The sequence below is a fragment of the Streptomyces sp. NPDC060035 genome (genome assembly GCF_042736635.1).
GTDB lineage: Bacteria > Actinomycetota > Actinomycetes > Streptomycetales > Streptomycetaceae > Streptomyces.
In genome coordinates this window covers 92624-105481 of the sequence record NZ_JBHWVO010000018.1, presented here as the reverse complement: position 1 = coordinate 105481, position 12858 = coordinate 92624, and the positions used below count along the sequence as shown (strand labels likewise).

General features: G+C 69.6%; 13 protein-coding genes and 1 tRNA gene. 8 read left to right on the top strand and 6 right to left on the bottom strand.

Features of this window, described 5'->3' with window-relative positions; genetic code table 11:
- Positions 1 to 131 precede the first annotated feature (131 nt).
- Positions 132 to 293 (bottom strand): hypothetical protein, encoded by a 162-nt coding sequence (locus tag ACFWBQ_RS26290; protein WP_385498798.1) that lies wholly within the window; start codon positions 291 to 293, stop codon positions 132 to 134.
- Between the two features lie 164 nt (positions 294 to 457).
- Here ACFWBQ_RS26290 and ACFWBQ_RS26285 point away from each other — a divergent pair.
- Positions 458 to 530, top strand: a tRNA-Trp gene (locus ACFWBQ_RS26285).
- Positions 531 to 601: 71 nt separating this feature from the next.
- Here the strand turns inward: ACFWBQ_RS26285 and ACFWBQ_RS26280 are convergent.
- Entirely contained in the window at positions 602 to 1012 is a 411-nt protein-coding gene (locus tag ACFWBQ_RS26280; RefSeq protein ID WP_385498244.1) for an organic hydroperoxide resistance protein, read from the bottom strand.
- 111 nt (positions 1013 to 1123) lie between these two features.
- Between ACFWBQ_RS26280 and ACFWBQ_RS26275 the strand changes: the two genes are divergently transcribed.
- The 3 genes from ACFWBQ_RS26275 to ACFWBQ_RS26265 all read left to right on the top strand — a co-directional run bounded on the left by ACFWBQ_RS26275 (position 1124) and on the right by ACFWBQ_RS26265 (position 3595).
- Positions 1124 to 1606, top strand: a complete 483-nt coding sequence (locus ACFWBQ_RS26275; protein WP_385498234.1) for a MarR family winged helix-turn-helix transcriptional regulator — start codon at positions 1124 to 1126, stop codon at positions 1604 to 1606.
- Positions 1607 to 1701: 95 nt separating this feature from the next.
- A complete protein-coding gene (locus ACFWBQ_RS26270; protein WP_385498219.1) occupies positions 1702 to 2541 on the top strand; it encodes a PP2C family protein-serine/threonine phosphatase in 840 nt (279 codons plus the stop codon).
- Positions 2542 to 2599: 58 nt separating this feature from the next.
- Positions 2600 to 3595, top strand: a complete 996-nt coding sequence (locus ACFWBQ_RS26265) for an MASE1 domain-containing protein (RefSeq protein WP_385498207.1) — start codon at positions 2600 to 2602, stop codon at positions 3593 to 3595.
- A gap of 27 nt (positions 3596 to 3622) precedes the next feature.
- Here ACFWBQ_RS26265 and ACFWBQ_RS26260 read toward each other — a convergent pair whose 3' ends face one another.
- A complete protein-coding gene (locus tag ACFWBQ_RS26260) occupies positions 3623 to 4948 on the bottom strand; it encodes an FAD-binding protein (RefSeq protein WP_385498192.1) in 1326 nt (441 codons plus the stop codon).
- A 54-nt stretch (positions 4949 to 5002) separates the two neighbouring features.
- Complete coding sequence (locus ACFWBQ_RS26255) at positions 5003 to 5806, bottom strand: SAM-dependent methyltransferase (protein ID WP_385498186.1); 804 nt, start codon at positions 5804 to 5806, stop codon at positions 5003 to 5005.
- 333 nt (positions 5807 to 6139) lie between these two features.
- Between ACFWBQ_RS26255 and ACFWBQ_RS26250 the strand changes: the two genes are divergently transcribed.
- The 4 genes from ACFWBQ_RS26250 to ACFWBQ_RS26235 all read left to right on the top strand — a co-directional run bounded on the left by ACFWBQ_RS26250 (position 6140) and on the right by ACFWBQ_RS26235 (position 10637).
- The gene (locus ACFWBQ_RS26250; protein WP_385498176.1) at positions 6140 to 6334 is read left to right on the top strand and encodes an antitoxin; all 195 of its coding nucleotides are present in this window, start codon (positions 6140 to 6142) and stop codon (positions 6332 to 6334) included.
- A gap of 236 nt (positions 6335 to 6570) precedes the next feature.
- On the top strand, positions 6571 to 8163 hold the full coding sequence (locus tag ACFWBQ_RS26245) for a sigma-70 family RNA polymerase sigma factor (RefSeq protein ID WP_385498172.1): 1593 nt from the start codon (positions 6571 to 6573) through the stop codon (positions 8161 to 8163).
- Between the two features lie 140 nt (positions 8164 to 8303).
- Complete coding sequence (locus tag ACFWBQ_RS26240) at positions 8304 to 10157, top strand: FUSC family protein (RefSeq protein ID WP_385498166.1); 1854 nt, start codon at positions 8304 to 8306, stop codon at positions 10155 to 10157.
- 102 nt (positions 10158 to 10259) lie between these two features.
- Positions 10260 to 10637 carry a VOC family protein gene (locus ACFWBQ_RS26235; protein WP_385498157.1) on the top strand — a complete coding sequence of 126 codons (378 nt, stop codon included), beginning with the start codon at positions 10260 to 10262 and terminating at the stop codon, positions 10635 to 10637.
- A gap of 51 nt (positions 10638 to 10688) precedes the next feature.
- Here the strand turns inward: ACFWBQ_RS26235 and ACFWBQ_RS26230 are convergent, their stop codons facing one another.
- Both ACFWBQ_RS26230 and ctaD read right to left on the bottom strand, forming a co-directional pair.
- Complete coding sequence (locus ACFWBQ_RS26230; protein ID WP_385498147.1) at positions 10689 to 11030, bottom strand: hypothetical protein; 342 nt, start codon at positions 11028 to 11030, stop codon at positions 10689 to 10691.
- A gap of 39 nt (positions 11031 to 11069) precedes the next feature.
- Positions 11070 to 12800 carry a cytochrome c oxidase subunit I gene (gene ctaD / locus ACFWBQ_RS26225; protein WP_385498141.1) on the bottom strand — a complete coding sequence of 577 codons (1731 nt, stop codon included), beginning with the start codon at positions 12798 to 12800 and terminating at the stop codon, positions 11070 to 11072.
- Positions 12801 to 12858 lie beyond the last annotated feature (58 nt).

The window sequence follows — 12858 nt, the reverse complement described above, 5'->3', positions numbered from 1 at the left end:
CCGAAAGATAAAGAATGCTGAGGCGCGGGCACCCTGTCCACCTGCGGTGGCGGCAGCTGCAACCCAACGAGGGCTTCGTCTCCGGAGCAGCCCGCTTCCGTCCCCCGAGACCGCCGACACCGGGTCGAGGACTACCGGAAAGCCGCCGGCGCGCGTACCGCACTGAAGTCGAGTGCCCGGTCCACCTCTCGCAGAGTCTGCTCGGCGACCCGTCGCACCTCAGCGGGAACGTCGCCCTGCTCCTCCACGAGGCCGGCGTAGATCGGTGCTTCGGATCTGTCTACGAAACTCACGGCGAATTTGCCCATCGATAGGTAATGCCCGCCAATCAGCGGAAACGGGAGCAGAGTCTACGCTTCCCCCTCCGGCCGCCGCGGGGCGCATCAGGGATCGAGCGGCACCCCACGGAAAACCGCTTGTCCGCAGGCGGTGTCCGCTGCCAGGCTGATCACACCGAAGGGGTGTAGCTCAGAGGCCAGAGCGCCGGTCTCCAAAACCGGATGCCGCAGGTTCGACTCCTGTCTCCCCTGCTCACGCAGTACCGCCGCCGCCCCTCGACCGATGTGCGGTCGAGGGGCGGCGGCGGGGCAGGCCGGGGCCGTTACTCGATGACGAGCTCGACGTCTATGTTGCCGCGGGTGGCCTTCGAGTAGGGGCAGTAGGCGTGTGTGGCCTCGACCAGCCGGCGGCCGGTCTCGCCCTCGAGAGCCTCCGGAAGCTCGACGCGCATGATCACCGCGAGGCCGAAGCCTGTGCCGTCCTTCCCGATCGACACTTCGGCCGTCACGGAGACGTCCTTGGTGTCGAGCTTCATCTCGCGGCCGACCGAGCTCATCGCACTGGCGAAGCAGGCGGCGTATCCGGCGGCGAACAGCTGCTCCGGGTTGGTGCCCTTCCCGTTGCCCCCGAGGGCCGGCGGCAGGGCGAGGCCGAGGTCGATCTGGCCGTCCGAACTCACTGCCCGGCCTTCGCGGCCGTTCGCGGTGGCGACAGCGGTGTACAGCGCGTCCATGGAATGACCTTCTCTCGTACGACGGCGGCCGCGAGCCGGCCACCGCCAAAAGAATTGCACATAACTTAATTGTGCACAACTCAATGATGGGCGGCAGGTTACTCTGAACTCATGACGCCACCGCCGATCGCCGCCACTCCCGACCTCACGGACCTGCCGGATGCCGAGCTCCTCCGGCTGGACCACCAGGTCTGCTTCTCGCTGCAGGCGGCCTCCCGCGCCTTCGGCGGCGCCTATCGGGAGGCGCTCAAGGAACTCGGCCTCACCTACCCCCAGTACCTCGCGATGATGGTCCTGTGGGAGCACGGACCACTGCCGGTCAAGACAATCGGTGAACGGCTGCACCTCGACTCCGGAACGCTGTCCCCGCTGCTCAAGCGGCTGGAAGCGGCCGGACTCGTCAGGCGCGAACGCAGCCCGGAGGACGAACGGTCGGTCACCGTCCACCTCACCGGGGCGGGAGCCGGGCTGCGCGAGCGCGCACTGCCCGTTCCGCGCACGATCCTCGGAGCCACGGGCATGTCGGTCCAGGAGATCCTCGCCCTGCAGGAGACCCTCGGACGGCTCACGGCCTCCCTGAGCCGGAACGGCTGAGACTCGCTCGTCGCACTCGCACCAGGAACGGCAGAGCTCGCAGGAATTTCACCGCCGAAATAGGATGCAGCTACTAACGCACCGCGGAGCGGCCCATGAACCGGCGTCGAACTCCCCGATCAGCGAGCGCCGAGGACCTGCTCAGCACCCTGCAGCACCTGACTGCCCGTGCCCGGCAGGAGGTGGAGCTGCATCAGGCGCGAGTCGAGCTGGCCGGGGCGCTGCAGCGCAAGATGCTGCCCGCTGCACTGCCCTCGCTGCCGGGGCTGCAGATCGCCGCCCGTTACGCCCCCGCCCGCGACGGGCTGGACATCGGCGGCGACTGGTACGACGCCTTCCTGCTCCCGGACGGGTCACTCGGAATGGCCATAGGCGATGTCCAGGGTCACGACGTCGAGGCGGCGGCCTTCATGGGGCAGATACGCATCGCCATGCGCGCCATCGCCATCACGGCCACCGATCCGGGCGAGGTCATGGGTCGAACGAATGACCTGATCCTTTCGGTGGACTCCAGTCTCTTCGCCACCTGCTCGTTCTTTCGGCTGGATCCCCTGACCGGGGACCTCCAGAGCGCGCGGGCCGGCCATGTGGCCAGTGTGTGGGCCACCGCCGACGGGCGGTCGGGAATCACGGCGGACGCCGGAGGGCTCCCCCTGGGTATCGAGGCCCGTCAGCACTATGCGGTCACGCGGCGCTCGCTGGCCGTCGACGGATCCTTGGTCCTGCTCACCGACGGAGTCGTCGAAGGCCCTTCGCTGTCGATCGGGGACGGTCTGGAACGGGTCAGGCATCTGGCGAGCTCCCACGTCGGAGCCACGGCCGAGGAGTTGGCCGACCGGGTGCTCCGGGCGGGCGAGCTCACCGGCCACGAGGACGATGTGGCCGTCCTCGTTCTGCGCCATGAGTCCGCCCCCTGCGGACGCCAGGAGACGTAGGGGCAGGGCCGCGCGTGTCACGGCCGCCTGCCGTCATGCGCGGTGTCTGATGAGATGCGTGATCCGCAGCGAGGAAACGAGACGTCGGACCGTGGTGGCTCTGCAGATGCTGGGTATTGCCGCTGCCTACTACGTGTCCGGACAGCTCGGTCTGGTCAGGCGGGTAACCGTGAACAGCGCCGCCGTCACTCCGCTCTGGCCCCCCACGGGCATCGCATTGGCCGCCCTGCTGTGCCTGGGTATCCGGATCTGGCCCGCGATCGCTGTCGGTGCTGTGCTCACCATCGTCTCGATCAGCGGCGGGCTCACCCTCTCGGGCCTCGCTATCGCGGCGGGCAGCACGTTGGCCCCCCTGTGCTCCTTTCTCGCGCTCCGCGCGGTGGGATTCCGCAGCGAACTGGACCGCCTGCGCGACGGCGTCGTCCTCGTCTTCCTGGGAGCCATGGGAGGCATGCTCATCAGCGCGACCACCGGTGCCGGAGTCCTTCTGCTCAAAGGTGACCTCTCGGCGGGGACGTTCTGGCCCGTCTGGTCGGCCTGGTGGGCCGGCGACGCCATGGGGGTGCTCATGGTGACTCCGGTGCTGCTCGTCCTGCGTACGGCACGGGTGCCGGGGCTGGGTTACCGGTGGGCGGAACCCGCGGCGCTGGTGATGGTCGCGGTGGGGCTGGCGGTGGTGGCGACGAGGAGTCCGCTGTCCATGATCTACCTCGTCTTCCCGCCGCTCGTCTGGGCCGCGCTGCGCTTCCAGCTGGCAGGCAGCGCCCCGTGCGCTCTCCTGGTGTCCATCATGGCGGTCATCGCCGGAACCGACCGCGTGGGGCCGTTCAACAACCACTCCGTGCTCGAGATCATGCTCAACCTCGGGGTCCTCAACTGCTGTGTGGCGCTCACCGCGCTGCTCCTGGCCGCGATCGTCCAGGAGCACAAGAACATCCGCCGTGAGACGGAGTTGGCGTGCGAGGAGCTCGCGGCCCTGGTGGAGGAGCTCGCACCGCATCCGGCACAGCGGGGCGGAGCAGCCGGGCCCGAGGCGCGGCCCAGCTCGCTCTGACCGCTGCCGGGCCCCTCCACTCGCGGCTCAGCCGGCCTTGATTGCCTCGGGGCCTTGGCCCGTACGGGGGAAGTGGTGCGCGAGGAACTCGTTGCGGAAGGTTCCCGTGGGGTCGAACCGGTGGGTCAGCCGCTCGAAATCGTCGTAGTGGCGGTACACGGTGCGCAGCGTCACGGGAGGGGTGGTGAACACCTTGCCCCAGTGCGGCCTGGCAGCGAACGGAGCCAGTGCTTCCTCGATTGCCGCAAGAACGGGTGTGACGGCTGCAGTGTCCGGCACCCACGTGAAATGGAAGGCCACGGCGTCCATGCCCTGGGCCGGGCTCAGCCACAGGTCGTCGGCTGCCACGGTGCGGATCTCACCGATCTGCAGAAGGGGTGCGATGCGCTCCCGGATGCGGTCGAGGGCCTCGTAGGCCGCCACCGCATCCTGCCGGGCGACGAAGTATTCCGACTGGAGTTCCTCTCCGTTGCTCGGGGTGAACTCGAGCCGGAAGTGGGGAAGCCGGGCGTGCCAGGGGCCGGGGTCGCCCTGCTGCGGCGTGCAGTGCTTCGCCGGCATGCCGGGAACGGGATGCCGCGGCCCGTCCGCGAGCGTCGCGCCGAGCCACCGGGGCGGCGCCGTACGGTGTCCGTCCGCGGTCACCCGCTGCTTGAGCCACACCTGGTCGATCGGTCCGTCGCGCCAGCGGGTGAAGAGGCTCACGCTGTAGGCCTCGGACATCACGTCGTCGAACCGGCCGAGCAGCTGTTCCTGCGGCAGCCCCTCGTACACCCATTGCTGAACATCGAACGCAGGCACGAGGTCCAGCGTCAGGCGGGTCACGATTCCCAGCGCGCCGAGGGAGACGACGGCGCCGGCGAACTCTGCGTCCCCCCTCTGCAGCGTCACCGTGCTGCCGTCCGCCGTGACGAGCTCCAGTGCACGGACGGCACCTGCCAGGGAGCGGTTGTCCACGCCCGAACCGTGGGTGCCCGTCGCACAGGCGCCCGCGACCGAGATGTGGGGCAGCGAGCCCAGGTTGTGCAGAGCGAATCCGCTTCGGTGCAGCGTCTCGGTCAGTTCGCCGAAGCGCAGCCCCGCGCTGACCGTGGCGGTCCCGGCTTTCCTGTCGATCTCGACGGAGCGGGGCAGCCCGGCTACGGATATCAGGTCGCCGTGGGTGTCGGCGACCGTGTTGAAGGAGTGGCCGGTGCCCAGCGCCCGTACCGCACTCCCGGCGGCCACGATGCTCTGCAGCTCGGCCACCGTGGCGGGTGTGTGCAGCTGCCGCGCCCCGAAGGTGATGTTCCCTGCCCAGTTCCGCTGCGGGCGCGCGCCCGCCGTCCCGGAGTCCGCCGAATGATCGATCATGACTCGGGAGCTTACGCTCCGTCCTCCGCCCAGGGCCTCGCGCCGCCGCCCCTCTCAGGCCTTGCGTCCGACACCGCTGACGGCGTGGCTCTGCGGGGGGTCCGGCTTGTCCTGACCGGGCTCGGGGCGCCAGGCCGACGTCCTGACAATGCCCGGCTCGACGACGTCCAGCCCCTGGAAGAACTCGGCGATGCGTGCGGGACTGCGCAGATGGTAGGAGCTCGCCGAATTCGCGTTGTACGCCTCGATGGCGCTGTTCAGCGAGTCGCTCGTGTCGGTACCGTCGGTGAGCGCCAGATAGCTCCCGGACGGAAGCCCTGCCAGCAGCCGGTCGACCAGCGCCCACGGGTCCTCGTCGTCAGGCAGCTGCCCCATGATCCCGAGCAAGGTGAGGCCGATCGGCCGGTCGAAATCCAGGGTCCGGGCGGCCTCTTCGAAGATGAGGCCCGTATCGCGCACATCGGCGTCGATGTATGCACAGGCACCCTCGGGTGTGCTGGTCAGCAGCGCGCGGGCGTGCGTCAGGACGAGCGGGTCGTTGTCGACGTACACGATGCGGGACTCAGGAGCCGTCCTCTGCGCGACCTCGTGCGTGTTGTTCGCTGTGGGCAGCCCCGTGCCGATGTCGAGGAACTGGCGGACACCCGCCTCCCCGGTCAGGAAACGCACCGCGCGGGCCAGGAAGGTGCGCTGATCCCGGGCGATACCCGCGATGTCGGGGAACATCCGAAGAATCATCTCGCCCGCCGCCGCATCGGCCGGGTAGTTGTCCTTGCCTCCGAGCAGGTAGTTCCATACGCGGGCGGAGTGCGGCCGGTCCGACTGCAGGTCGGCCGCCGACTGACCAGGATTGCTCATGGTGGAAGCCTCACACACTGCACCTTCGGGACACCGGTGCGGCGTGGAGTGAACCGGCTGGAGCGCTCCTCAGTAGGGCAGGGTCCGCCCGGACGGTGTACGCAGGTCCAGCGGGGGCGGCCCCGTGGGGGGCGGCGGACGACGGACGATCTGGATGCGGCCCACTGCCACCACCTCCTCCTGGTAATCCGGTATGTGCCCACACAGACGCCCTTCACACGTCCGGACCGGGTCCGGTCCGGACGGGCCCCCGCGTGCCTCCCGCGGATGCGGTCGCCGGGATGTGCGGTGACTCTGGATGGGAGGGGGGCGCCGAGCCGAGGAGGACCAGCCATGTCCGCACTGGACAAGATCAAGAAGATGCTGAAGGGGCACGAGGACCAGGCCGGCAAGGGCGTCGACAAGGCAGGTGACACGATCGACGGCAGGACCCAGGGGAAGTACCGCAGCCAGGTCGACACCGGCCAGGACAAGTTCAAGCAGCAGCTCGGCGCCGACCGGGACCAGGACAACCCGCCCCGTACCTGACGTGAGTACGCGCCGGCTGCCGGGCCGGCCCTGTCCCCAGCCCTCGTATCCGCACCCCGGACCGCGTGGCGCACCTCGTGCCGAGCGGTCCGGGGTGCGGTTTGCCCGGGTGGTCGACGGCCGCTCCGGGGAAGAAGCTCACAAGACCCGGCAGGATTCCTGTTATCGTCCCCGCCGCACGCCGTCTCCCGAGTGTGGGCAGTGACGGAACAGGATCCCGGAAGAGTGAGCACACCATGGGCGAGGCACGCGAGGCGGCGTTGATCAAGGCGGCGCAAAGGGGGGACCAGCAGGCCCAGGACCAACTCGTCGAGTCGTACCTGCCGCTGATCTACAACATTGTCGGCCGTGCTCTGAACGGTCACGCGGACGTCGACGACGTGGTGCAGGAGAGTGCGCTGCGCATGCTCCACGGCCTCCCCTCGCTGCGTGCTCCGGGGAGTTTCCGGTCGTGGTTCGTGGCCATCACCATGAACCAGATACGAGGGCACTGGCGTGAGCGGAGAACCGGGGAGATATCCGCCGACCCGATGGAGGTCGCGTACGACGTCGTCGATCCCGGGGCCGATTTCGTCGAGCTGACCATCGTCCGCCTCGGACTGACCGGACAGCGGCGCGAGGCCGCCGAGGCCACGCGCTGGCTGGACGAGGACGACCGCGCGCTGCTGTCGTTGTGGTGGCTGGAGACGGCCGGCGAGCTGTCCCGGGCCGAGGTAGCCGCTGCGCTCGATCTCTCCCCGCAGCACACCGCGGTACGCGTGCAGCGGATGAAGGCCCAGCTGGAAGGGGCCAGGGTGGTGGTGCGCGCGCTGGCTGCGCGCCCGCGCTGCATCCTGCTGGAGGACCTCACCGCCGGGTGGGACGGGGCGCCGTCCGCCCTCTGGCGCAAGCGTCTGGCCCGCCATGCGCGTGACTGCACGGTGTGCTCGGGGCACGGGTCGGGCATGGTTCCGGCGGAGGGCCTGCTGGTGGGACTGGCCCTCGTTCCCCTGGTGGCGTCCGCGGCCGGTGCGGGAGCGTCCGCCGCCCGCGCGGGAGCCGACTTCCTGCCGGTGGCCGGGGCAGCACACCCCTCCGGTCCGGGACGTGCCGAACGGCGGCGGGACCAGATGCGGCGCCGCCGTCGCAACACCGTGCTGGCGGGGCTGGTGGCGGTTGTGGTCCTGGGTGGCGGAGGCGCTGCGGTGCACCTCTACACGGACGGGGAGGGCGAAGGTCCGGCCACTGCCGTCGCGCCTCTGGTCGGCCCGTCTTCCTCAGCGCCGGCGCCGGAATCCCCGTCCGCTTCGCCCTCCCCCTCGCCGTCCTCCGCGTCGCCCACTCCGTCGCCGTCCCGGACGAAGAGCAGGAGCGCCTCCCCCACCCCCAAGGTCGCGCCGAGCACGCGTACACCGTCCTCGAAGCCGCAGGCCGCCCCGGCGCCGCAGCCCGCGGACCCGCCGCCGTCCTCGGCCGCCGAGGAGGTCGTGGCGTTGGTCAACTCAGAGCGCGCGAAGGAGGGTTGCGCAGCGGTGCGCAGCAACAGCCGGCTGGCGACGGCTGCATCGCGGCATTCCGCCGACATGGTGTCGCGCGACTACTTCTCCCACACCTCCCCGGACGGCTCGGACCCCGGCGACCGCATCACAGCGGCGGGCTACCGCTGGAGCACGTACGGCGAGAACATCGCGAAGGGGCAGCGCACCCCGGCCGCGGTAATGGATTCCTGGATGAACAGCCCCGGTCACCGGGCGAACATCCTCAACTGCGCGTTCAAGGAGATCGGGGTCGGCCGTCAGGACTCCTCCGGCGGTCCTGTGTGGACGCAGAACTTCGGAGCCGCTCTGTGACGATGAGCGTCCGGCAGGCCGTCACATTCCGGAAACGAGCAGGTAGCACCCCCTCCACGTAAAGGATCTAGGCTGGAGATGCGCCCAGGCCGAAGGTGTCCGCCGGCGATCCGACGAACCCCTGCGCGGACAGGAGCCCGGTGTTCACACCTGCCTTTCTCGCCACACTCCCTCCCCTCCCCCCGTGGCTCGCCCATGTGCTGCGGGCGCAGCGCGGGCCGGTCCCCTGGAATGCGGTCCTGCGCGGGTCCCTGGCCGCAGCCCCGCTCCTCGTGGCGGTTCTCGCCGAACGGCCGACGGCCGGGATCCCGGCAGCGCTGGGCGCGATGCTGGCCGGGATCAACGACCGGCCGGGCAGCCGGCGTGCGGCGGTCTCCCGGCTCGGGATCCCTGCCCTGGCGGGTTCGGCCGGTCTGCTGCTGGGCACCATGACCGCGGCCGCCGCCGGAACCGGCCCGTCCATGGTCGTGCTTCCGCTGCTGCTCGGGGTGCTGGGGCTGATCGCGGGAGCAATCAGCTCGACGGGTCCGGTTGCCTCCGCGTGCGGCACGCAGTTGCTGGTCGCGGCTGTGATCGGGGCAGGCATGCCGTTGCCCGAGCCGGGTCCGCAGCGTGCTCTGCTGTTCCTTGCCGGTGCGGGATGGCTCATCCTGCTCCGCTTGGTTCTGCCGTCCCCCGTCCGGCTCGGCGTCGGTCCTTACCGGCTGGACGGGGAGCGGGAGGCGGTCGCCGCCGTGTACGGGGCCGTGGCCGGGCTGCTGCGGGCGGCGGGTGGCCCGCAGGCTCTCGCCCGGCGCGCTTCTCTGAGCGCGGCTCTCGACCATGCGCAGGACGCGCTGACGGGGCCGAGGCTCCGTCGGCGGGCCAGTTCGGCGGCCGAGCGCAGACTGCACGCCCAGTACGCCGCGGCGCTTCCGCTCGCCGAGGCCGCGACCGCGCTGGCCTGGGCGGGGGTTGCGCTGCCCGCCGGAATCGTGGACGGCCCGCGCCGGCTGGCCGACGCGGTACGCACGGGCGGTCCCTGCGGTCCGCTTTCGGCCCCGGCGCGGACCGATGCCGCGCTGCGGGCTCTGGACGATGCCATACTGCGGGCCGCGGCGGCCTTCGACTGCTCTGCGGGGGCTCCCCTGCGCACCCCGAAGGGGCGTTCGTACGTTTCCGTACTGAGCCGGGCGTGGAGTGCCGCGGGGCGTGAGTACGGGATACGGGTGGCGCTGTGCTGCGTGGCGAGCACGGTCGTGGCTCAGGCCCTGCATCACGAGCACTGGTACTGGCTGCCCGCCACGACCGTGTTCCTGGTCAAGCCCGATCTGGGGCCGCTGGCGTCGCGGGTGGTGTGCCGGGCCGTGGGGACCGTTGCCGGTGCCGCCGTCTTCGGTGTGCTGGTCCTGCTGCTGCCAGGTCCCTTCGCCCTGGTCGGGGTGGTCGCGCTCTGCGGTGCGCTGCTTCCCGTCGCCACCCGGCACTTCGCGGTCCAGACGGCGGTGGTGACCGTACTCGTGCTCGCCCTCGTCCTGCTGGGCGGGGAGCCGCCGGCCGCCTGGGGCCGGGTCGTCGAGTCCCTTCTCGCCTGCGCGACAGTGCTGCTCGTCGGCCACCTCCCGCTGCCCGGCAGGCATGGCCACAGGGTCCGGGCCGCGCTCGACAGCGCGGTGGGCGCGGCACACCGTTATCTGGGGCACGTACTTGGTGACCCGGAGGACCACCACGGGCGGGGCGCGCTGCGGCGTGACGCCTACCGGTCGTTGGCAGCGGCACGCACCGCCATCGACCTGTCGGCGTCCGAACTTCCCGCGGTGGCCCGGCACACGGCCGGATCCGAGGACATAGCCTGCGCCCTGGAGCAGCTCATCGACACCACGACCGCCTGCGCCGTGTATCTGGATCACCGGGCCGCCGAGCTGCCTCCGTCGCACGCCGAGCAGCTCTCCGCGCATCAGTCCGCCCTCGACCGGGCGCGGTCGACGCCACGTCCGGTGGTCCCGGCTGCCTGATCAACGGCCGTGCGCCCGGCACCCGTCGGCTCTCTCTGTTCACCGGTGCGCCGTCGATCCGCTTCGTTCACGGCATTCGGGCCGACTCGTAGGATGTGGCCCATGATCGCCGAATTGCAGTGCGTGGTGCTGGACTGCCCGGATCCCGTCCGGCTCGCCACCTTCTACGGGGCCGTGCTCGGTGGCAGGGTGAATCAGCCCGATGCACGATGGGATCTCGGCGAGGACTGGGCAACCGTCCATACACCGGCCGGGTTTGTGCTCGCGTTCCAGCAGGTCGAAACGTACCGCCCGCCGCAGTGGCCGGATCCCGAGCGTCCGCAGCAGTCCCATCTGGACTTCGGTGTACCCGACCTGGACCACGCCCAGGAGCAGGTGCTCGCACTCGGCGCGACCGTGCTGGACGACGGCCCGGCCTCGCGAAGCTGGCGCGTCTTCGCCGACCCGGCTGGGCATCCGTTCTGTCTGGTACGTGAGTGACCGCGGTCGGCCGTGGCCCCGAGTGCTGCACCGAGCACCCGGGGGCCGCGGTCACCTGCTGATCAGCGTGAGGGCGGTGCAGGTACCGCTCGCCGCGCCGACAGCCAGGACGGAAAATGCCACGCAGCGGGCTCTGAGCCGCTCGTACCGTGCCGTGTACTCACCGCGGAGTTCGCCTGCGCGGTCGGCGATCCTCAGGAGTGACTCCCGGGAGAGGGCCACGCCATCGGCGACGTAGACGCGCTCGACGTCCTCGCGCTGGGCGGTGGTGAGCCAGGGCAACTGCTCGGTGAAGCGGGAGGCCCCGCGGCGGGCCTCCTCGACTTCGGCGTTCCACAGCAGGTAGCCCTCCATCTGGGCAAGACCTCGGGCACTGTCCTTCTCCGGTTCCACGCAGTCCTCCTCTCCTCCGGCTGTCGTTCGGGCCCCACCTCACGCCTGCTTGTCCCCGGGCGCCACCGTTGCCGAGTCTGCGGGGCGGTTGACCGCCTCTTCGAGCGCGCGGACCGAGGGGTGGTGCAGGTCGAACGCGGGCGATTCGGAACGGATCCGAGGAAGCGTGAGGAAGTTGTGCCGCGGCGGCGGGCACGTCGTGGCCCATTCCAGCGAACGGCCGTAGCCCCAGGGGTCGTCGACCTCGATCTTCTTGCCGTACTTGGCGGTCTTCCACACGTTGTAGAGGAAGGGCAGCATCGACAGCCCCAGCAGGAAGGAGGCGATCGAGGAAATGGTGTTGAGCGCGGTGAAGCCGTCCACCGCGAGGTAGTCCGCGTAGCGGCGCGGCATGCCTTCCGCACCCAGCCAGTGCTGCACCAGGAACGTGCCGTGGAAGCCCACGAACAGCGTCCAGAAAGTCATCTTCCCGAGCCGCTCGTCCAGCATCTTGCCGGTGAACTTCGGCCACCAGAAGTGGAATCCGGCGAACATCGCGAAGACCACGGTGCCGAAGACGACGTAGTGGAAGTGCGCCACCACGAAGTACGAGTCGGAGACCTGGAAGTCCAGGGGCGGAGAAGCCAGGATCACCCCCGTGAGGCCGCCGAACAGGAAGGTGACCAGGAATCCGATCGACCAGAGCATCGGTGTCTCGAAAGAAAGCGATCCCTTCCACATCGTGCCGATCCAGTTGAAGAACTTCACGCCGGTCGGTACCGCGATCAGGAACGTCATGAACGAGAAGAACGGCAGCAGCACACCGCCGGTGACGTACATGTGGTGTGCCCACACCGTCGCGGAGAGGCCGGCGATGGAGATCGTCGCCGCGATGAGACCGATGTAACCGAACATCGGCTTCCGGCTGAACACCGGAAAGATCTCGGAGACGATTCCGAAGAACGGCAGAGCGATGATGTACACCTCTGGATGGCCGAAGAACCAGAAGAGGTGTTGCCAGAGCAGTGCGCCGCCATTTGCCGCGTCGAAGATGTGCGCACCGAATTTTCGGTCGGCCTCGAGGGCGAGCAGGGCGCCCGCCAGGACGGGAAAAGCGAGCAGGACCAGAACACCGGTGAGAAGGACGTTCCACACGAAGATCGGCATGCGGAACATCGTCATGCCGGGGGCGCGCATGCAGATGATCGTGGTGATGAAGTTGACCGAGCCGAGGATCGTGCCGAAGCCGGAGAAGGCCAGACCCATGATCCACATATCCGCACCGATACCGGGCGTGTGGACCGCGTCGTTGAGCGGAGCGTAGGCGAACCAGCCGAAGTCGGCCGCACCCTGCGGGGTGATGAAGCCGGCCACCGCGATGATCGAGCCGAAGAGGTACAGCCAGTAGGCGAACATGTTCAGCCGCGGGAACGCCACATCGGGCGCGCCGATCTGCAACGGCATGATCCAGTTCGCGAATCCGGCGAACAGCGGCGTCGCGAACATCAGCAGCATGATCGTGCCGTGCATCGTGAACGCCTGGTTGAACTGCTCGTTCGACACGATCTGCGTACCCGGCCGAGCCAGCTCGGCGCGCATCACGAGTGCCAGCACACCGCCGATGAGGAAGAAGGCGAACGACGTGATCAGGTACATCGTGCCGATCGTCTTGTGGTCAGTGGTGGTCATCCACGTGACGACCACACGCCCCGGCTGCTTCCGCCGTACGGGCAACTCGTCCTGAAAGGCGGTATCGGCTTCCACCGATTCTGCGGGGCCCCTCGTCGTCACTGCGGCACTCCCTCGGTCGACGGCCGGTTGCGGACTCGGCGACCAGGATGGACTCCCC